Origin of the sequence: Bacillus sp. REN10 (assembly GCF_016820555.1) — a bacterium.
GTDB lineage: Bacteria > Bacillota > Bacilli > Bacillales > Domibacillaceae > Bacillus_CE.
Window position 1 is genome coordinate 81405 of sequence record NZ_JADHDW010000007.1, and the last position, 20890, is coordinate 102294.

Consider the following 20890-nt stretch of genomic DNA (forward strand, 5'->3'; position numbering starts at 1 on the left):
GCACCTGCCTATGTTATAATATTCTGACAAAAGGAGGGAGAAATGTGATTGAACAAGTGGTTAAGTCGATTCAAGATGAATATCCAGATGATTTTGCTTGGTGTTATGGTTGTGGCCGTTTGAATGAAGAAGGCCATCATTTTCGCACAGGATGGGATGGGGAAAAGACGAAAACCGTCTATATGCCTCGGCCGGAGCATACGGCCATTCCAGGTTTTGTATATGGTGGGTTAGTCGCGTCCTTAATTGATTGTCATGGAACAGGGTCCGCCGCTTTAGCTTTGCATCGAAAAAATGGACATGAAGTTGGAGATGGCACACCTCCTCCACGCTTTGTAACTGCTTCACTTAATGTGAATTTCTTAAAACCAACTCCGCAAGACGTACCGTTAGTCGCGATCGGGTCGGTCACAGAAATTCATCCGAAGAAATGGAAAGTAGAAACAGAAGTATTTGCGGATGACACTCTGTGTGCGCGCGGAGAAGTGATTGCCGTTGTAATGCCGAGCACCTTCGCTAAAAAAGACTGAGTGTTCGCTCATTAATAAAAAAAGACGAAAATGACCTTTCACGGGTAAATTTCGTCTTTTTTTATCTGCATAATTAGACAAAAATCGGGGAGTGACAAGCATCTTCAAGCGGTACCGGCTTGCCAAAGTAATAGCCTTGAAAGTATTCACAGCCAATCTCTTTTAAATAGTTTGCTTGTTCAGCTGTTTCTACCCCTTCTGCAATGACATGAAAACCCAGTTCGTGAGCGACTTCAACAGTAGCATTGACAATTGCACGGCCTTTTGAAGAATATGTAATGTCTTGAATGAAACTACGATCAATTTTTACGGAGGTAATAGGTAAGTTTTTCAAGTATTGAAGACTTGAATATCCTGTTCCATAATCATCGATCTCTACTTCCATTCCAATGCTTCTAAATTGATTAATGAGCGAAATAACGCTAACCGGGTCTTTAATTGCGACACTTTCTGTAATCTCAAGTTTAATAAAAGCAGGATCCACTTCATATTTTCCGCATAACTTTATAATATTTTCAAATAAATGGTCATCAAAAAATTGCTTGATGGATAAATTAAAACCCACTTTCACCTCTTTTTTTAAGGAACGTTGCAATTTCGGAAAGTCCTTTAGCACCATTTCAAATAATAAATACCCTAATGGAATAATTAATCCCGTTTCTTCTGCTATTGGAATGAATTCATCTGGAGGTACAAATCCTAATTTCGGAGAATGCCAACGTACAAGCGCTTCAAAGCTTTCTAGTTCACTCTTTTTGTTATATTGCGGCTGATAATGGACTTGAAAACAATTATTTTGAATCGAGTGATGCAAACAATTTTTGATGTCAAATTTACGATTAATATTGACAGTCATGCTGCTATCAAATTGAACAAATTGATTTTTCCCTTTTAATTTAGCTAATTTCACCGCGTGAAAAGCTGTTTGCATTAAATCTTCAAACGTAGCTCCGTAGGTCGGATAATGAGTCACACCTATACTGAGCGTCATATAATACAAGGATTGATTATAAGTAATAGGCGCCTGAAAAACTTGATAAATCCGTTCAATAAGCTTTTCCACATCACCAAGAGCAGGATCGCACAAAATGGCAAACTCATCTCCATGAATTCTAGTCATTTTCTCAGTGTCATTTAACATAATTTCTCGCAGCCGCTCACCGACAATATGAAGAATGTCATTCGACTGGTGGATACCTAAACTCTCATTAATTCGTTTAAAATCGTCAATATTAATATATAAAAGATGAAATTCTTCCCCCAAATGCATGTGCTTCTTTACGATTTGCTCAAAATATTTTCCATTAGGCAATCCCGTCACAGCATCTTCTAGCGTCTTTTTCACTAATACTTCTTCTAGGCGCTTTTTCTCAGTAATATCATTTCGAATCGCTATAAACTGATACAAATCCCCCTCTTTGCCTCTAAAAGGAACAATCGTTGTATCTACCCAATAATACGACCCGTCTTTTGCACGATTTCGTACCTCTCCATTCCATATTTCCCCCTTACAAATGGTTTTCCACATATCTTCAAAAAACAAATGATCATGGTAATTAGAGTTCACTACTCGATGCGTTTTACCTAACAATTCATGCGATTCATATTTTGAAATCTCACAAAATTTTTTATTAACAAACGTAATAATACCGTTTTTATCAGTAATGGCTATAATTGATGTCTGATCCAATGCATGTAAAATATCAAATAACTCTTTATAATTTTTTTGCAATGGTATGTCTCCCCAATCATAGGAGTAATTTTATTTCTTAAACACATATCTATTATACCATGAAAAAATCCCTAAAAAATCAACAATCCTATAAAATACATCAGTAAAAAATAATTGATTTCATTAACAATTCGACATTTTTCGATCTAATTAAGGTGGTGACAGGCACTTTTTGTGTCGAATTTTTCTTCTTTACAAATTGCCGAATTAGGAATAGAATGACATCATCTTAATTTTCCATTAAGAAATTTTTCCAATTTGCTGAATTCTGCATGAAAATCATCAGAAACGGGGGAACCAATGAACACTGGGGTGAATCTCAAACAATTGAGTAGGGCAACTCTCGCTGTCCGAATCCGTCAGCTAACCTCGTAAGCTTTGTGAGAGGGAGATGGTGAATATTTGATGAGCAAACTAAACAAGTAAATAATGAAACGTATGCATCTATTTTGCTTAGTTCCTATTTTTTTAGGAAGCGGGGGAACCAACCGTGGCTCATGAGTCACATGGGGTGAATCTCAAAACATTGAGTAGGGTACTCTCAAACCCGAATCCGTCAGCTAACCTCGTAAGCGCATTGAGAGAGGCAACACAAATTCTGTGTATTCACACGGCTTTTTTCCCATGCCGTAATAAGAAGCCACAGGAAGAGTGACCTCTTCCTGTAGGCTTCTTTTTTGTTTCTTAAAGAAATTTTTAACAAAAAAGGAGTGTTTTGACTTGATGGATCTATTGATGATCGTTGTGCTCGCTACTATATTCGGCTTGTTTTCTTTTTTTATTTCTTGGTGTCATCAAACGATCGGAGGAGATGAATCATGATGTTCGTTGCCTTTGTCACTATTTGTCTATTATTTTTTCTACTTTATGTGCTTATTCACCCAGAAAAGTTTTAAAAAATGAAGGAGGATTCCATCCATGGATTTATTGCAAATTAGTGTTGTGTTGATTTTGCTTTTACTGCTTGTCAAACCACTGGGAACGTATATTTATCATGTGTTCTCCGGCCAACCCAACGCTTCAGATAAACTATTTCAGCCATTTGAAAATATCATTTTTTCAATCAGCGGGTTAAAAGATAGACAGAATATGTCGGTGAAAAAGTACACTCTCTCGCTGATCGTAACAAACGTCATTTTCGTCGCTGTTGGATATACAATTTTGCGACTGCAAAAATACTTACCTTTTAATCCAAATACCATTAACAATATGGAACCGACGTTAGCGTTCAATACAATTATTAGCTTTATGACAAACACGAACCTGCAGCATTATAGCGGTGAAACTGGATTATCCTATTTTTCACAAATGGCTGTCATTATGATGATGATGTTCACATCGGCCGTCACAGGTATTGTTGTTGCCATCGTATTCATTCGAGGAGTCACCTCAAAAGGACATATACTTGGGAACTTCTTTGAGGACTTTGTGAAAGGTCACACAAGGCTATTACTCCCAATGGCCACCATTGTCACACTTGTTCTAATCGGCTTGAAGGTGCCACAAACATTAGATCCGTCCATCGAACTAACAACCCTTTCTGGTGAAAAACAAGAAATGGCTATTGGACCGGTTGCATCTCTCGTTTCCATTAAGCATTTAGGCACAAATGGCGGAGGATTTTTCGGCGTGAACTCCTCTCACCCATTTGAAAATCCAAGCCCGTTGACCAACGTAATTGAAATGTTATCAATGTGGTGTATTCCAGCCGCCTTAACCTACACTTACGGACGATTTGCCAAAAATCAAAAGCAAGGCTGGATCATTTTTTCATCGATGGGATTGATTTTTTTAGCCTTCCTTTCACTCATTTATTTTTCAGAAAGCCAAGGAAATCCAGCTCTCGTCAATATCGGATTGGATGGTTCTCAAGGCAGTATGGAAGGAAAAGAAATGCGATTTGGTATCACTCAATCAGCTCTGTTTAGCACGGTGACAACCGCCGCCACAACAGGAACAGTGAATAATATGCATGATACGTTAACACCGCTTGGGAGCATTACCCCACTTTCGCTAATGATGCTGAATTCCATTTTTGGAGGCGATGGCGTCGGGTTAGTCAATATGCTTATGTATGCCATCATCGCCGTGTTCATTTGTGGATTAATGGTTGGGCGGACACCTGAATTTTTAGGGAGAAAAATTGAGCCTAAAGAAATGAAGCTAATTGCGATCGCATTATTAGCCCATCCGATTATCATTCTTGGGCCAACAGCCATTGCTTTTATGACTGAGTTAGGAAAAGAGGCCATTAGTAACCCTGGTTTCCATGGAGTTTCACAAGTACTCTATGAGTATACTTCTGCGGCTGCCAATAATGGATCAGGCTTTGAAGGGTTAGGCGATGCCACTCCATTTTGGAACATTTCGACAGGTCTTGTGATGCTGCTTGGACGATATGTATCAATCGCAGCCTTATTAGCAGTAGCTGGCTCACTTGCTAAAAAGCAACCCATCCCTGAAACAATCGGCACATTTAAAACGGATCAACCATTATTTGTAGGACTTCTGATCGGAACTGTATTAATCGTAGGTGCTTTAACCTTTTTACCGGTACTAGCCCTTGGACCAATCGCAGAATATTTAACGATTCGCTAATTGAATGAGGTGAAAAAATAATGAAAGATGTCACACCTAAGCTAAGCTCAACTGCTCTACAAAAAGCGGTGATCGAAAGCTTTGTCAAATTAAATCCACTTGTTATGATCAAAAACCCAATTCTATTTGTCGTAGAAATTGGCGCAATATTTGTATTCCTTATGATGATTGCTCCTTCCTTGTTTGAAGCGGAAGGACGATTTGGCTATAACTTTTCTGTGTTTCTCATCCTTTTACTGACTCTCTTGTTCGGTAACTTTGCAGAGGCATTAGCAGAAGGGCGGGGAAAAGCACAAGCCAATAGCCTTAAGCAAACCAAAAAAGATACCGTCGCTCGTAAAGTACAAAAAAATGGAGACATCAAACCAGTCTCTTCTAATGATCTTCGCAAAGGCGATATCGTATTAGTAGAAGCGGGCGAATTAATTCCTGGAGACGGTGAAATTATCGAAGGACTTGCCTCCATCGACGAATCAGCCATTACAGGAGAATCAGCTCCTGTCATTAAAGAAGCGGGTGGCGATTTTAGTTCCGTCACTGGTGGCACACGAGTGGTGAGCGACTGGATCATGGTACGAATCACCGCGGATCCTGGCGAGTCATTTCTTGATAAAATGATTTCCCTCGTTGAAGGAGCAACCCGTCAAAAAACACCGAATGAAATTGCGTTGAACATTTTACTCGTGACATTAACGATCATCTTTTTAATTGTCGTTGTAACACTCGTTCCAATTGCAAATTACGTGGGTATCGAGTTAGAACTTTCTACATTGATCGCCTTGCTCGTTTGTCTAATCCCAACGACGATTGGCGCCCTCTTATCGGCGATCGGGGTTGCAGGGATGGACCGCGTAACACGATTCAATGTAATTGCGATGTCTGGAAAAGCCGTCGAAGCTGCAGGAGACATTAACACGATCGTTCTGGATAAAACAGGAACGATTACATTTGGAAACCGGTTAGCTGCCGACTTCCTCGCAGTTAAAGGCGTTGAACAACAAACGTTGATCAATACGTCTGTCATCACTTCTTTATTCGATGAAACACCAGAAGGCCGATCCGTATTAGAACTAGCGAAAGAAAAAGGAGCTTCATGGGAAAAATCAGTCTATGAGAAAGCGGAAATCATTCCTTTTACCGCAGAGGAACGAATGAGTGGTATCAATTTTAAAGGCATTGAATATAGAAAAGGCTCGGTAGATGCGATCATCCGCTGGGTGAAAGAAAAAGGCGGCATGATTCCAAATGATTTAAAAATGAGCGCCGATGATATTTCGAAACAAGGTGGTACACCGTTAGCCGTCGCTAAAAATGAGCAAATTCTTGGAATCATTTATTTAAAAGACACCGTCAAACCGGGAATGAAAGAACGCTTTGATGAATTGAGAAAAATGGGCATTAAAACGATTATGTGTACAGGAGATAATCCATTAACCGCCGCCACCATCGCCAAAGAAGCAGGTGTGGACGACTTTGTCGCTGAATCAAAACCGGAAGATAAAATTAGAGTCATCCGCGAAGAACAAGCTAAAGGAAAATTAGTCGCCATGACAGGAGATGGTACCAACGATGCTCCTGCCCTTGCTCAAGCCGATGTCGGGCTTGCAATGAACAGCGGCACCATTGCGGCAAAAGAAGCGGCCAACATGGTCGACTTAGACTCCGATCCAACAAAAATCATTGAGGTCGTCTCGATCGGAAAGCAATTATTAATGACGAGAGGATCATTAACGACATTCAGTATTGCGAATGATGTAGCGAAATATTTTGCCATCATCCCCGCCATGTTTATGTTAGCAATTCCCGAAATGGAAGCACTAAATGTGATGGGATTGAATTCACCAACGAGTGCCATTTTATCTGCGCTTATATTCAATGCCTTGATCATTCCATTATTAATTCCATTAGCGATTAAAGGGGTCAAATATGTACCGATGTCTGCCAATCAATTAATCTCAAGAAATATTATTATCTATGGCCTCGGTGGAGTGCTTATGCCATTTATCGGGATTAAGCTGATTGATATGATTATCGGATTGTTCATGTAAGAAAATTTATGACAGTATGGAGGAGTAAAGATGCTTAAAATCATTCGGTTATCACTGTTGATGATCGTTCTGTGTGGAATTGCCTACCCATTAGCGATGACAGGGCTTGGGCAACTGTTATTCCCAGCGCAAGCGAACGGAAGCTTAATTGAAAATGAAAAAGGGAAAGTCGTCGGTTCTGAGCTGATCGGTCAAAAATTTGATGAAAAAAGCTATTTTTACGGGCGAGTTTCTTCTATAGAATATGATGCCTCTGCCTCAGGTTCAAACAACTATGCACCATCGAACGCTGACATGCTCAAGAGAGTGAAGCAATCGATCGCAGACATCCAAGAAGAATATCCTGAAATCGATCTAAAAGATATCCCTGTCGACTTAATTACGAACTCCGGCTCTGGGCTCGACCCACATATCTCAGTAGCTGCAGCTAAATTTCAAGTCGAACGCGTCAGCAAAGAAACAGGCATCAACGAAAATACACTAAACAAAGCAATCGACGAAACAACAGAAGCACGCAGTCTCCAACTCTTTGGAGAACCGCGAGTCAATGTATTAAAACTAAATATCAAAATACAAGAACTAAAAAAATAAGATTGGGTCTGACTCCCATTACCGATGGGGGTCAGATTTTTTCAAAGGGGGGAACCCATTTTGAATCGCAAGTATCGCAGAAAGACGCCTGAAGAGATTCTAGCGGAAATTGAGCGGCTGAAGCGTGGTAAACTGAAAGTGTACATCGGCTCAGCGCCTGGTGTTGGCAAAACCTATCGAATGCTAGAAGAAGCCCATGAATTAAAACGAGAAGGAATAGATGTAGTGATTGGTTTAATCGAAACCCATCAACGCCAAGAGACGGAACAATTAGTCACCGGCTTAGAAATCATCCCGAAAAAAACGATTCTTTACAAAGGGAGAACATTGGAGGAAATGAACAAAGATGCCATTATCGAGCGAACACCGGAAGTGGTTCTCATCGATGAACTTGCTCATTCTAACGTCCCCACCTCCTCTAACGAAAAAAGATATATGGACATAGAAGAAATTTTACAGCACGGTATCCATGTCATTTCCGCTGTTAATATTCAGCATTTAGAAAGTGTTCATGACATCGTCGAGCAAATTACAGGTGTAAAAGTAAGAGAGCGCATCCCTGACCGCTTCCTTCATCAAGCGGATGAAATCATTCTTGTTGATGTCTCTCCAGAACTACTGATTAAAAGGCTAAAAGAGGGAAAAATCTATCACTCCAGCAAAATTGAACAGTCACTCAATCATTTTTTTACCAAAGGCAATCTAGGAGCTCTAAGAGAATTATCTCTTCGTGAACTGGCCGATGACGTCGATGATCGCCTAGGATACAATCAATCTCCCACTGGCATCAATGAAGTCATTATGGTGTGCGTCCAAAATAACCAAAGTGCAGAAAAGCTCATTCGCCGCGGATGGCGAATTGCCAGCCGCTTAAAAACGAAACTGATCATTCTCCATATCTCACGCGAAGCCTCCATGAATCGCAAACCTGATGAGAGGAAAAAGATCAAAGAATGGAAAAAGCTCGCCACCCAATTTAATGCCCACTTCATCGTTGAACCACTTAATAAAAGAAACATCGCCACAGCCATTACAGATGTGGCGATAAAAAACAACGTCACCCAACTGATCCTTGGTCAATCCGCAAGAAGCCGCTGGGAAGAGCTCATTAAAGGCTCGATCGTCGACCATATTATGAGACATTCTCATGAGATGGATATTCATATTGTATCATGCAGTAAATGAAATGGAGCGCGCCTTCAAAACACGCTCCATTTCTTCAATTATATGTTTTTACTGACGAAGCTTTATACGTTTGAAATTGATCCAGCAGCACTTTCGGATCAGCATCCACCAACAACATCGAACGATGCTTATCTTGGACAAACTGTTCTTTCACCATATGATCAAACATCAAAATGAGCGGTTCGTAAAAGCCATTAATATTTAATAGACCATTTGGCTTTTGATGAATACCAATTTGTGCCCATGTGTAAATTTCAAAAAACTCTTCCAATGTCCCAGCCCCACCTGGCATCGAAATAAAGCCATCAGCGAGCTCCGCCATTTTCGCTTTTCTTTCATGCATCGAAGACACGACAATCAGCTCAGTTAAATCGGGATGAGCAATTTCTCGATCTATCAGCACTTCAGGGATGACACCAATCACCTGTCCCCCTTCTGCTAGTACCGTATCGGCAATCACTCCCATAATCCCCACACTTGCCCCTCCATATACTAAAGCGATTCCTCGGCTCGCTAGTTCCTTCCCTAATGCAATTGCTCCCTCTCTATAACTCTCAGAAGCTCCCATTCTTGATCCGCAAAACACAGCTATACGCTTCATATTTATTTCCTCCTCTTGAATCTAATACGCCCAACATTTAACATTATACATAAAAAGCAGGAAGTGACGACATGCATAAACCCGACTCATTTTATCCAATAAAATTTTATGATTTCTTCCCAGAAACTTGTATAGAACGTTGGTTGACACATGGCGAGAGAATTTCGTTTAAAAAAGGAGAGTTTATTCAAACACCGGATAAGTTGAGTGAACGAGTATTGCTCGTCATAAGTGGTCACTCCCGGTTGTTTCATTTGAACATGAATGGAAAGGAATGCGTTCTGGGGATTGCGACTGAAGGCGATTTTATCGATTTGCTTCATGTTTTTTCTGATAGAGAGCGGCATTTATTTTCGAAAGCGTTAACGGATGTGACAGTCATTTCTTTATCGAAACAAGAAGTGAAGCGTGCGGTACAGGAGACGCCTGAATTAGCAATGGCGATCATGCACTATTTAACGAATAAATTAGAAGATACGATTGAAGTTTTAGAGCAAGTCGCCTATGAAAAAGTCGAAGAACGGCTGCTGTTTCAGTTAAAAAAGCTGGCGAATCACGACGAAGCTAACGACGGGTGGGCACCGATCCCCTCTTTTGTCACTCATAAGGATATAGCGGGCATGATTGCCTCCACTAGAGAAACCGTCACTTTTCTTTTGAATAAGCTAACACAAACCAGTGAAGTTAAACAGTTTGACCAGCGAATTTGGGTGCCGATTGATTTTTTTTCATAACGTAAGGACGCTTACATACATCATTTTTTCTCTCTGTTAGTATCTAATTTATACTAATAAGTTAGAGGAGAATGAATCATGAACAACATTTCTTTAGAAGTTTTACAACAAACAGCCATGGGGATTCAAAACGATCCATCATTAGGGATGACGAAATGGAGCGCTCAAGTAAACTGGAAAGATGGCGTACAAAATAACCTCGCGATCCGCAACTTCCCGGTTCTCACAACAGATGAGCCTGCTCCGTTAGGCGGAACAGACAAAGGACCAAACCCAGTCGAATATTTAATTGGCGCAGCAGCAAGCTGTTTTGCTATTACCTTTGAAGTGATAGCCACTCAAAAAGGCATTACACTAAGCCAAGTAGAAATAACAATTGAAGCGAATTTAAATGCGGCTGTATTTTTAGGAATTGAAGAAGGGGACGGCGGCATTTTAAACCCAATCATTCACCTTAACGTCGATACAGACGGAACGAAAGAACAAATTCAAGAAATCGCCGAAATTGCTTTAACCAAGTCTCCTGTACTAGCTAGCTTAAAAAAAGACATTCGACTCAAGATCATAAACTAAATCATTGGCACAAAAAAGGATTCAACGCATCCGAACGTTGAATCCTTTTTCTGTACTTTCACCTCACAAAAGCAATAATTCCCTCCTCCTCATCAAGAACCAATTCAATCCCCGCAGCAAACGGGTCCATGTTCATTTCCTGATCCAACCAAAAGCGAAGGGCTTCAATCATGTGAACCGTCGCTAAAATTTGCTTGCGCCCTGCCCAATATGCTTCAGCGGAGAAACCATAATCATCATCATACATTAACTCTATCTCCACTTCTTGAGGGGAAATTTGTTTTTGATATGCTAGATGCAAACAAAGAGCGTTGACGATATCTTGTTCAGAAATTTTTATTTTTGCCATGCTTCGTCATCCTTGCGCTTCTTTTTCAATGAAGTAAAGATTTTACGAACAATCATCACAATCGCGACAATGGCCAACATATTAATCATGAAACCAAGGATTGAACCTAAAACGCCAAGATTTCCGAGTAAGCCACCAAGTAGTAAACCTGCCAGACCTCCGAGCATTAGTCCTTTTAACAGACCGCCTTTGTTAGACTTCGTTGCCGTTGACTTTTTCGCTGTCGTCATCGAATCTTTCTTCTCATTATCTTTTTTAAACGTCGAAGGACTATTGCTATTCGTCGAATTGGAGTCATATGATTTTTTCCCCGATTTATACTTCTTTGCACTCGCAACATACGCATTTTGATCCAACGCTTGTCCAACTGGTACTAAACACAAACTTAACACTAATAAAGATGCCATTATTTTTTTAATCATTGGAAACCCTCCATTTTTTATTTTAATTTTTTGGCATTGACGATCTTTTGTGACAAACTGAACCTCCTTCTCATCAATAAAAGAGGCCTACACCGCGTATGGTATAGGCCGAAAAACATATAAAAGACCTATACCGTTCTAGGTAAGGTCTTGCTAACAACATGAACAGTTGCCAATAAAGCCGAGAGCCTGCGCTCCGTAATGACGACTTTATTGTTAAAGCTACTCCCCTTATAAGGAATATTCATTATTTACTAATAGCCTACCGAAATCATCAATAAATGTCAAGTAAGTTACTCAGCGGCTGACATAGCTTCCCCATTTCTGATACGCAGCATGCAGTAAGAATGAATAATAATCATAGGAGACCGATGCTTGATTATGCTGAATAACAGCATGCGGATGTTTCCCTCTTGTATTTATAAACGCCAAATTAGCGAGATGATGGAAGGACGGTCTTACTACTAATTTGCTCAAATAAGCTGGTTGACTAGCACCAGGCTTTCTTTTTTTATTTAATTCAGCAATAATTTGTTCCGCTGTGCCGATCCCAAGCCCGTGTCCATAATACGTTCCATCTTCAAGGACGACCGCATTTTCTCCTCGCCACTGAGACTGATTCGGATCGAATTCAGCATTTTTAAAATACACGACATCCCCTGGTAAAACATGCTCCAAGTCCCTCGCCTTTAGTCCAAGATCAGGATCAGCATGCCAGCTGTACAAATGAATCGATGGAAATGCTTGATTAAACACCGGTTCCCCAAGCACGTTGAGCACCGCATAATAATAGACAATCACTTTAGCCGTCGCACATTCAAACGCATAGCGCGAACTATTTTTATAAATATCTAAAATCGCATCCGAGGGCCTCACATCTTGTCTTTGCTGAAACCCTCCAAACGGTGTGACATACCAATATCGCGGATTTGCACGCGACGTTTCAAATACAGCAAACCGAGCGCTGCTGTCATTCAAAGCTCTAGCGCTTTTGATGATACTCTTTCGCATATTCACTTCAAATAATAAATGATTAATAGATGAATAAGCATACACGACAGGCGCTTTACTCATTTCTTGAATAATCTTATATTCCACACTGCCAGCTGGCCAATTGTTCATTTGCTGAAAGGGCATTCCTGCTACTGTAATCATGCGATCTCCCCTTTTACCACACATTATTACTACCCTATTCGCTGAAAAGCTCTATCATGCCTAAATGTTATTTGGCAGGACTTCTCTTACCCAACATCCACTTCCATAAAGAAGCATAAGCCGGCCGCCCCACATTTTCACTTTTTCTCGTCCTTGAGAATTGCAACGGCTCCCAAAATCGCAACATGACGAGCAAACCGCTAATCACGACAGCGGCCAAAGCAAAAGTCAGCCATGGAATGAATGAAGCTGTGCCTAAGCGAAGCAATTGGCCGCCCGCAAATTTGCCGGCTCCTTCTCCCACACCAGCCACAAAATTCGTAATCCCAAAAAACACGCCCATCATTTTTGCTGTTCCCAGCCTTGATACGGTCACATCGATCGTTGGCAAAATCAGCATCTCACCAATAATAAAAATGGCTCCACTCAACATTAGCCAATAGAAATTCGTCGAAAAATAAATCGACCCAAGCCCGCCACCGATAAACAGTACACCTAACGCGAGCACATACATAGGATGTGTTTTTTGAATAAACCGCCTAGAAATCGGCGTTTGCAATACAACAACAATCACAGCATTCACCGTCCAAATTAAGCTGACCACATTCGGATTCGGCAAAATATCCTCCGCCCGCAACGGTAAGCTCAAAGCCAACTGCGTATACAACGCCCAAATCAACACGCTCACGAAAGAAAACACCATAAACGCTTTATTTTTGATAATCTCTATATATGACTTTAATGACACCGTTTCACAAGGCCGATCGCCGCATCCTTTTGGCAGCATCACTAAACTGATGAATCCAAATAAAACATAAAGACCCGTTGCCGTATAAAAAATAAGCGAAAAAGCTCTGCCTAACACGAAATAAGTTAATAAACCAGCAAGTGCGATTCCTACATTGGCCAACACTCCCCTTAAAGAAAAGGCGGTGGTTTTCTGATCCTCACCTGCTGCCAAAGCGGCGATTGCTGCTTTGATGGCGGGGGCATTCAAACCAACACCTAATCCGCTAAGAAGTCCCATACTAATCAAAAGTCCAAGCGAATCAAAAAGAGCAAAACCGGCAATCGCTGCTCCATTCAGCCACGCGCCAACAGCCATCACTCCTTTTTGGCCAATCCGATCCGCAAGCCAGCCGCTCAACAAACTGCTCGCTTGGTACGTAAAAGGAGACATGGCCAAAATCAATCCAATTTGAGCAACCGTCATCCCCTTCTCCACTTTTAGAAAAATGGGCAAAAGCGGCACCACCATATATGTACCGAGATGAGCCAATAATACTCCTGCAAGCAGTACTTTTAAATGAAAGCTGCTTTCCCTCCAACTTCCAAACAGAGCCATGCCCCCGCCTCCTATCCTTTCATCTTTCATTTAGCATTTACAATTGTTGAGGAAAGATGTAAAAGAGATGATTAGACGTGAGAGCGTAAAAAAAGTGCCTCCATGAAAAGGAAGCACTTCACAGTTTAAAATAAAAACAACCCTAAAGAAATAACCGCTCCACTTACAAATAAAATAATGAGACAGAACCCCATAATATCCTTAGCTTTTAATCCGGCAATCGCTAGTGCCGGCAATGCCCAAAACGGCTGAATCATATTTGTCCAAGCATCTCCCCAAGCAACCGCCATCGCTGTTTTCGCCATAGATACATCCATGCTTTGAGCCGCTTCAAGCATAACTGGTGCTTGAACTGCCCATTGGCCTCCACCTGAAGGAACAAAAAAATTCACAAGACCCGCGCTCCAGAAGACAAGCACATGGAACGTGCTCTCTGTTGAAATAGATACAAAAGCTTCAGATAGTACTGCCGCTAAACCAGACGAAACCATAATCCCCATTAATCCTGCGTAAAATGGAAACTGAATAATAATCCCGCTGGCTCCTTTCACCGCATTTCCAACCGCCTCTAAAAAACGCTTCGGTGTACCATGTAATAAAATCCCAAGAAATAAGAAGATAAAATTGACGATGTCTAAGTTCAAGTTCCAACCATTATTTTTAATATATAACGCCAAAAAACTAAGCCCTAACACTCCTGTGACAATCGAAATGATTCGACTATTTTCTAAGCGATCAGCTGGCGTTAACTCCGCCGCTTCGACTGTGGCAGCTTGCAATGAATCCGTCTCTTCGAGTAAAGAGCGGTCAATCACGACCGTTTGATCTTTTGCCGGCATCATCAAACGATTAATGAGTGGAATTGTCACAAACAGAGCCGCAACGATCACTAAATTATACGTTGAAAAAATCGTTTCACTTGTTGGTACAATCCCAATGAGATTTTCCGTAAAGTGCTCCGGTGTCGCAATCGTCAGCGGTACAGAACCGGATAACCCGCCGTGCCATACAAGGAATCCGCTATAAGCGCTGGCAATGAGCAGTCGATAATCAACCCCATCCACTTTCTTCGCTGACTCTCTGGCAAATAAAGCCCCGATTACAAGACCGAAACCCCAGTTAATCCAGCATGCTAACAAAGAAATAATGGAAACAAGAACGATCGCTTGTCCAGGCGACTTCGGAATCGAAGCTAAATTCCCCAATATTTTTTTAAAAAAGGGACTGCTTGCTAACGTATGACCGGTGACAAGTACAAGAATCATCTGCATCGTGAATGCCAATAAACTCCAAAATCCGCCACCCCAATACTCCACCACTTGAATCGGGGTACTGTCAGTCAAAATTAACGATAAACCAGCGACAAAAAAAGTAAGAATAATAACAAATAAGAACGGATCTGGTAAATACCTTTGCATTAACTTGTTGGACAATGAAATTAGTACCTTCAACCTTTTTCCTCCCTTTCATATATACAAAATTTTCTAACTTTTTATACATATTCCATCGTTTCTTCTCATTTCCTCTTTCTTTTCATAGACAGATACTGACAAAATCATACAATTACAAAAAACCTTCTCGCGATTTCACAAGAAGGTTTCTGTTTTATATTAAAGTTTTAAACGAATAGCTAATAAAATCAAAATACTTCCAATCAGCGAAGGAGTCATGCCTGAGTCCCCGGTTTTCGGCAAAGTATCATTTTTAACCAATACTTCTTTATTCGATCTTGGTAATGCTGGTAAGGAAGTCAATACTGGTTGTAATGAGTCCGGCTTTTTTACTGGTGGTGTCTGTGATGATATTGGCTGCTTCTCAGGTATTGTATTTGTATTTTCTTCCGACCCAGTTGGATTCTCTTCTGGCACCGGCAGTTGAACTGGTGGGACCGTCACATTTTCTTCCGTCACCGGCGGCTGTTCCGGTGGCACTGTCCCACTTTCTTCTGTCACCGGCGGCTGTTCCGGTGGCACTGTCACATTTTCTTCCGTCACCGGTGGTTGCTTCGGTGGCTGTTCTGGTGGCACTGTCGCATTTTCTTCTGTCACCGGTGGTTGCTTCGGTGGCACTGTCACATTTTCTTCTGTCACCGGTGGTTGATTCGGTGGCACTGTCACATTTTCTTCTGTCACCGGTGGTTGCTTCGGTGGCACTGTCACATTTTCTTCTGTCACCGGTGGCTGTTCTGGTGGCACTGTTACATTTTCTTCCGTCACCGGTGGCTGTTCTGGTGGCACTGTTACATTTTCTTCCGTCACCGGTGGCTGTTCTGGTGGCACTGTCGCATTTTCTTCTGTAACTGGTGGCTGTTCTGGTGGCACTGTCACATTTTCTTCCGTCACCGGTGGTTGTTCTGGTGGCACTGTCGCATTTCCTTCCGTCACCGGTGGTTGTTCTGGTGGCACTGTCGCATTTCCTTCCGTCACCGGTGGTTGTTCTGGTGGCACTGTCGCATTTTCTTCCGTCACCGGTGGTTGTTCTGGTGGCACTGTCACATTTTCTTCCGTCACTGGTAGCTGCTCCGGTGGCACTGTCACATTTTCTTCTGTCACCGGTGGCTGTTCTGGTGGCACTGTCACATTTTCTTCTGTAACTGGTGGCTGCTCCGGTGGCACTGTCACATTTTCTTCCGTCACCGGCGGCTGTCCATTCTCTCCTTGGATATTTCCACCCGCGTTATAGTTTTTAGCTTGTGATGAAACAATGATTGGCTTATTGTTCCATGACAACAAAGTCGCTTCATTTTCAAAAAATGCTTGGGAAGGATCTAAAATTTTTGTTTGATAGTAAACCATAAATGTTTCACCAAAAAGGTTCCCAAGAAATAGTTCAAATCCGGACTCTGTTTCTATTAGTCGATATGGATACTGACTTGGATTAACATCTTCTTGACTTATAATATTACCGTAACTATCGGTATTTACTTTTATTAAATTAATGGATCCTTTAATAAATTGATGTCCACCTTTAACTGTATCTTTAAGAACTACTTGTCCCAAAGGCATTTTATTTTGATTGACGCGGACGATCCAATTCACTTGATCACTAGAGTCTTCATATATAATTCCGTCTTTTCTTAAAAGCTCATCTACAACCTCAGTCGGTGCGCCGCTTTGATGACCAGCAACGCTAAGAGAAACGAATTCACTTCGGCCATTCACTTTAAATTCCAGTTCTTTTACTACTGTTGTTTCTTCTTGAATCTCTTTAATCTGCGAAGCAATAAACAAAGATCCCTTTACATTAACTTTTCCATTGACAAAATCATCGTAAGTACATGTTAATAATGCCCCATTTCCCACACACTGACCATATGAATTTCCATCCGGACCAGCCATTGGAAAACTACCGCTATATCCCCTTAATTCTTTTGGGATTTCCAATATAAATTGATCGCCTCCCTGAACAGGAGATTTAGCAGACCACTGTACTTCAATTTTAACGTCTTCATATTCATTAAAAGATACTTTTTCCTGACCATTTGAATCCAATAATCTAATTGAATCGACCACATTAACTGTTTGAGCATATGCAACCGATGCATAGGAATTTATAATCATAAATAAACAGAAGAAAATTACTGTAATCATTATGACTTTCTTTTTTATATTTTTGTTCATCATATCCCCGCTATCTTCTTCTTTTTTAACACGCAAAAAATCGTCTAGCCACAAAAGTAATTTTGCGGCTAGACGATCTTAGTAAATTCATTACCTTAGACTCTTAGCTTTGCGACCCATTCTTTCAAATGGTGTGCCAAAAAAAACAATTTTTAAACGAACTTTACAAAGTTACCAAACAGATTTTAATCAGTAAATAGTAAAATAGACTCATTTATCAATAATCAACATTATAAAAAACAAATATTTTAAACCATTAAAAGGAAAAAATGAATTGAAACTTCAATCAGTGGGGTTTTCTTCATCCCCCGCTGATTGTTAGTTGAACCAATCGAGCGTTTACGGGCTGTTGATCCCTCACATACACCTCTGTCATGTTGAGGTGTATGTGAGGGATCAAATTTTATTATGCGGCAATATCATTTTGGAGATATTAGATCATGCCATGTTCAGCAAGAATATTTTTTTAAGCAGGAAGAACACTAAAAATAAAAGCGAAAGGAGTGAAGACACATGGGACGCGGAAAAGGCTTTAATCATAAAGAAAAAGGCAATCCGGGAAATTACACAAACAAGATTGCCAAAGGAGCACAGAAACAGAGAGAACAAGTGGAGCCAATTGATGATATCGCTACGTACGAAGCATTTAAAAATCGACTAAGTGAAGAAGAATAGCAATTTCAATCATTCTCCTACTCACTTTTCCATCAAAATAGAAAAAAGCTATCCTCTAGGCCGAAACATCGACTTAGAGGATAGCCCTTATTTAACCACTTTCAAAATTTCTTTAAATTCGGCGGTATCTGCTGATTTCAACAGCTCATATAACGCCATTTCCACGCTGGTTGGCAATATGCCAAGCGCTTTCATTTTTTCAAGACCGATTTGTTTATTCGCTAACGTTCGGGAAGACACGGCATCCGCCACGATTTGTACCTCGTATCCTGCTTCTTTCAACTCGGCGCTCGTTTGATACACACAAATATGCGTTTCAATGCCGCCCACTAAAATTTGCTTACGCCCCGTCGCTTCCACTGCTTGCTTAAACTGTTCATTTTGCCAGCCGCTAAATGTCATTTTGCTAATCGGCTCAATACCCGATAACTCATCGGCAACCTCTTCAATCGTCGCCCCTAAACCTTCCGGGTACTGCTCTAACCAAATGATCGGGATGTCTAAAATTTGTAACCCTTTAAGTAGCCTCTGTAACTGGTGGATCATTGTCACGCTCTCATGAACGACGCGAGCTAGCTTCCCTTGCACATCCACTAACACAAACACCGTTTCATCTTTTTTCAGCATATGATTCACTCCCTTTTAAGAATCCAATCGCTTCATGAACTCTTCCGCGGCACTGTACCCTTGTTGCCTTAAATACCAATTATTCGCCGCCGCTTCAATTAACCCTGCCACGTCTCGACCTGGCTGTAACTGAATTTGAATATGGGGAATTTGCACACCCATATAATCTGTAGACTTAGCTTCTACCTCTAACTCATTATTTAACGAATTGTTCTCCCATTTCGTTAATTCAATATCAAGCGCAATTCTTGTTTCATCTTGAAACGCCTTCCGTCCATACAAACGCACGACATTCAACAAACCAATGCTCCGCAAGGCAAGAAATTCTTTATTCGTTTCATTATGAGTACCAAGCAATGTTCGTGGACTAAGCTTCCTCAACACAACAATATCATCCGCCACTAGCCGATGTCCGCGACCAATTAACGTATGAGCCGTCTCACTTTTGCCCACTCCCGATTTACCTCGCAGCAAAACACCGATTCCAGAAACATTCACGCACACACCATGTATCGCTGTTTCTGGGGCTAACATTTTTAACATATATGTATCCAGCTTCGCAACAAAAACCGTCGTCGGCCCCTCGGTCCGCAATAAAGGAATTCCTGCTTCCGCACAGCATTGCCTTAAATGCGTCAACTCCTCCTTTTTCCCTGTCACGATCATACATGGAGGATGATATTTCATAATATTTCTGATTCTTCGCTTCTGCTCTTCATCGCTTAATTGCTGTAAATAATTGATTTCGTTTCGACCAAGAATCTGAACATGCTCCATCGGCAAAAAGTCAAAGTAATCAATAAATTCTAACCCTGGACGAGCCGTCTTTGACTGAACAACCGGACGATTCAAATACTCTCCGCCCGCCACGACCTCCAATGAGAACTGGCGAACGAGCTGTTCCACTGTAATTGATTTCATCCCAACCACTCCTTTAATACCACAAATTATATCAGATTTTTATGAAAATCGTTTTGTGATGATCACCAAAAAGCAAGTTCTTTTTGAACACGCCTGCGAAACTCGTCATTTGTTAAAAATTTAAGCTGAAAACTGTTCATATTCAGTGAAAGCTTTTTTTGCTCTAAACGGCTTAAATCATTTGCAAAAAAGGCAAGTTCCGCTTGATTCCCTTTCTTGTCAGTCGCGTACATCGCCATCGTGAGCACAAAAGCAGTCGATCCACCTTTTTGCCCGGCATGTATGAGCCATTCCTGATTTTTCGGATTGTTCATTAACGATTCCATAACAGGATCTAGATGTTCATAGACAGACTTATTGAAGAATGTTTTGCTATTGAGTTTTTCCATGATGGACACATAATCTGTTGTCGTTGCTCGCGACAAACGATCGGACCAGACTTTTTGAAAATCCATATCGAGCATTTTCACCAAATGCTCCTTCTCTTTATCCGAAGGCGGCTCTTTCTGCCATTGTTGATGGATTTTGATCGCTCGATTACGATATTCATCCATATCCATCTCTTTTAAGGCTTTCAATGTTTCTTCTTTTGTTAGATTCTTCTCTTTCATAAGCTTCAAAGGAACAAACAATGTACTAACCATCGGATAAATCGGTTCATGACTCTTCACACCTACCTCTTCAAGAACAAGATTGATATTTTCAAGGCCAAGCACTTGGATTAAATAGTCGGTATTTGCATTAGAACTGTAAGTAATCATGCCTTTTGCCACTTCACTTAAAGGAACACTATCCATTTTTTGATCTTTTTTTACCGAATCAATCCATGCCTCATGCGCACCACCGTCCGTTTTTGGGACATAATAAGTGTTTAACTCCTTAAATGCTATTGGCTGTTGCGGATCAATTCGCCCATCCGCTGCCTGCTTGGCATATGCAATCGCTACAATCGTTTTGACTGTGCTCGCTAGTGGAAGCGGCTCTCGGTCATTGACCCCCACCCATTCTTCCTTATTATGCTTAACCGATAATGAAACATTTTTATTCTCGGCGTTCTCCTTTAAAAATTCCAAAATATATTCAGGATCATCCTTTTGAAACATCCAAATGCCAATTCCAATCACTAAAGCGACAGTAACGACGATCCCAATACCTACCCAAAGTATCATTTTCAACCGTGACAC

The 20890-nt window shown here is 41.0% G+C and carries 20 protein-coding genes and 3 riboswitches; of the genes, 9 read left to right on the forward strand and 11 right to left on the reverse strand.

Annotated elements, in window-relative coordinates; all coding sequences use genetic code 11:
• Nucleotides 1-44: 44 nt before the first annotated feature.
• Nucleotides 45-530 (forward strand): hotdog domain-containing protein, encoded by a 486-nt coding sequence (locus IRB43_RS11465; RefSeq protein ID WP_203363618.1) that lies wholly within the window; start codon nt 45-47, stop codon nt 528-530.
• A gap of 73 nt (nt 531-603) precedes the next feature.
• Here the strand turns inward: IRB43_RS11465 and IRB43_RS11470 are convergent, their stop codons facing one another.
• Complete coding sequence (locus IRB43_RS11470; RefSeq protein WP_203363619.1) at nt 604-2262, reverse strand: putative bifunctional diguanylate cyclase/phosphodiesterase; 1659 nt, start codon at nt 2260-2262, stop codon at nt 604-606.
• Nucleotides 2263-2511: 249 nt separating this feature from the next.
• A riboswitch (cyclic di-AMP (ydaO/yuaA leader) is annotated at nt 2512-2654 on the forward strand.
• Nucleotides 2655-2702: 48 nt separating this feature from the next.
• Nucleotides 2703-2853, forward strand: a riboswitch (cyclic di-AMP (ydaO/yuaA leader).
• Between the two features lie 230 nt (nt 2854-3083).
• On the opposite strand from IRB43_RS11470, the gene IRB43_RS18260 reads away from it, so the two are divergent.
• From IRB43_RS18260 to kdpDN, 5 genes are read left to right on the forward strand one after another with little or no spacing between them, the layout of a single operon-like run.
• Complete coding sequence (locus IRB43_RS18260) at nt 3084-3158, forward strand: potassium-transporting ATPase subunit F (RefSeq protein ID WP_481748144.1); 75 nt, start codon at nt 3084-3086, stop codon at nt 3156-3158.
• A 22-nt stretch (nt 3159-3180) separates the two neighbouring features.
• On the forward strand, nt 3181-4860 hold the full coding sequence (kdpA, locus tag IRB43_RS11480; RefSeq protein WP_203363620.1) for a potassium-transporting ATPase subunit KdpA: 1680 nt from the start codon (nt 3181-3183) through the stop codon (nt 4858-4860).
• A 20-nt stretch (nt 4861-4880) separates the two neighbouring features.
• The gene (kdpB, locus tag IRB43_RS11485) at nt 4881-6908 is read left to right on the forward strand and encodes a potassium-transporting ATPase subunit KdpB (RefSeq protein ID WP_203363621.1); all 2028 of its coding nucleotides are present in this window, start codon (nt 4881-4883) and stop codon (nt 6906-6908) included.
• A 30-nt stretch (nt 6909-6938) separates the two neighbouring features.
• Nucleotides 6939-7499 carry a potassium-transporting ATPase subunit KdpC gene (gene kdpC / locus IRB43_RS11490; protein ID WP_203363622.1) on the forward strand — a complete coding sequence of 187 codons (561 nt, stop codon included), beginning with the start codon at nt 6939-6941 and terminating at the stop codon, nt 7497-7499.
• Nucleotides 7500-7523: 24 nt separating this feature from the next.
• On the forward strand, nt 7524-8684 hold the full coding sequence (gene kdpDN / locus IRB43_RS11495; RefSeq protein WP_203363623.1) for a KdpD-like non-kinase potassium sensor: 1161 nt from the start codon (nt 7524-7526) through the stop codon (nt 8682-8684).
• 34 nt (nt 8685-8718) lie between these two features.
• On the opposite strand, the gene IRB43_RS11500 is transcribed toward kdpDN, so the two are convergent.
• Nucleotides 8719-9285, reverse strand: coding sequence for an LOG family protein (locus IRB43_RS11500; RefSeq protein WP_203363624.1), 567 nt, complete (start codon nt 9283-9285; stop codon nt 8719-8721).
• A gap of 71 nt (nt 9286-9356) precedes the next feature.
• Between IRB43_RS11500 and IRB43_RS11505 the strand changes: the two genes are divergently transcribed.
• Together IRB43_RS11505 and IRB43_RS11510 are read left to right on the forward strand one after the other, a co-directional pair.
• On the forward strand, nt 9357-10019 hold the full coding sequence (locus IRB43_RS11505) for a Crp/Fnr family transcriptional regulator (RefSeq protein WP_203363625.1): 663 nt from the start codon (nt 9357-9359) through the stop codon (nt 10017-10019).
• A 78-nt stretch (nt 10020-10097) separates the two neighbouring features.
• The gene (locus tag IRB43_RS11510) at nt 10098-10592 is read left to right on the forward strand and encodes an OsmC family protein (protein ID WP_203363626.1); all 495 of its coding nucleotides are present in this window, start codon (nt 10098-10100) and stop codon (nt 10590-10592) included.
• Between the two features lie 58 nt (nt 10593-10650).
• On the opposite strand, the gene IRB43_RS11515 is transcribed toward IRB43_RS11510, so the two are convergent.
• The 6 genes from IRB43_RS11515 to IRB43_RS11540 all read right to left on the reverse strand — a co-directional run bounded on the left by IRB43_RS11515 (nt 10651) and on the right by IRB43_RS11540 (nt 17453).
• Complete coding sequence (locus tag IRB43_RS11515; protein WP_203363627.1) at nt 10651-10941, reverse strand: YxcD family protein; 291 nt, start codon at nt 10939-10941, stop codon at nt 10651-10653.
• A complete protein-coding gene (locus IRB43_RS11520) occupies nt 10929-11363 on the reverse strand; it encodes a hypothetical protein (protein WP_203363628.1) in 435 nt (144 codons plus the stop codon). The genes IRB43_RS11515 and IRB43_RS11520 overlap by 13 nt, the downstream gene beginning before the upstream one ends.
• Before the next feature lie 297 nt (nt 11364-11660).
• On the reverse strand, nt 11661-12518 hold the full coding sequence (locus IRB43_RS11525; protein WP_203363629.1) for a protein-glutamine gamma-glutamyltransferase: 858 nt from the start codon (nt 12516-12518) through the stop codon (nt 11661-11663).
• Between the two features lie 67 nt (nt 12519-12585).
• Nucleotides 12586-13863: an MFS transporter gene (locus IRB43_RS11530; RefSeq protein ID WP_203363630.1), complete on the reverse strand. Its 1278-nt coding sequence runs from the start codon at nt 13861-13863 to the stop codon at nt 12586-12588.
• A 125-nt stretch (nt 13864-13988) separates the two neighbouring features.
• Nucleotides 13989-15314, reverse strand: coding sequence for a short-chain fatty acid transporter (locus IRB43_RS11535; RefSeq protein WP_238941969.1), 1326 nt, complete (start codon nt 15312-15314; stop codon nt 13989-13991).
• A gap of 159 nt (nt 15315-15473) precedes the next feature.
• Nucleotides 15474-17453, reverse strand: a complete 1980-nt coding sequence (locus IRB43_RS11540; RefSeq protein ID WP_203363631.1) for a collagen binding domain-containing protein — start codon at nt 17451-17453, stop codon at nt 15474-15476.
• Between the two features lie 90 nt (nt 17454-17543).
• A riboswitch (cyclic di-GMP riboswitch) is annotated at nt 17544-17631 on the reverse strand.
• Nucleotides 17632-17996: 365 nt separating this feature from the next.
• On the opposite strand from IRB43_RS11540, the gene IRB43_RS11545 reads away from it, so the two are divergent.
• Nucleotides 17997-18158 carry a hypothetical protein gene (locus IRB43_RS11545; protein ID WP_203363632.1) on the forward strand — a complete coding sequence of 54 codons (162 nt, stop codon included), beginning with the start codon at nt 17997-17999 and terminating at the stop codon, nt 18156-18158.
• Nucleotides 18159-18245: 87 nt separating this feature from the next.
• Here IRB43_RS11545 and IRB43_RS11550 read toward each other — a convergent pair whose 3' ends face one another.
• From IRB43_RS11550 to IRB43_RS11560, 3 genes are all read right to left on the reverse strand, one after another.
• The gene (locus IRB43_RS11550; RefSeq protein ID WP_203363633.1) at nt 18246-18785 is read right to left on the reverse strand and encodes a hydrolase; all 540 of its coding nucleotides are present in this window, start codon (nt 18783-18785) and stop codon (nt 18246-18248) included.
• A gap of 15 nt (nt 18786-18800) precedes the next feature.
• Complete coding sequence (gene hprK, locus IRB43_RS11555; RefSeq protein ID WP_203363634.1) at nt 18801-19706, reverse strand: HPr(Ser) kinase/phosphatase; 906 nt, start codon at nt 19704-19706, stop codon at nt 18801-18803.
• A 62-nt stretch (nt 19707-19768) separates the two neighbouring features.
• A complete protein-coding gene (locus IRB43_RS11560) occupies nt 19769-20875 on the reverse strand; it encodes a serine hydrolase (protein WP_343070866.1) in 1107 nt (368 codons plus the stop codon).
• Nucleotides 20876-20890: the final 15 nt, after the last annotated feature.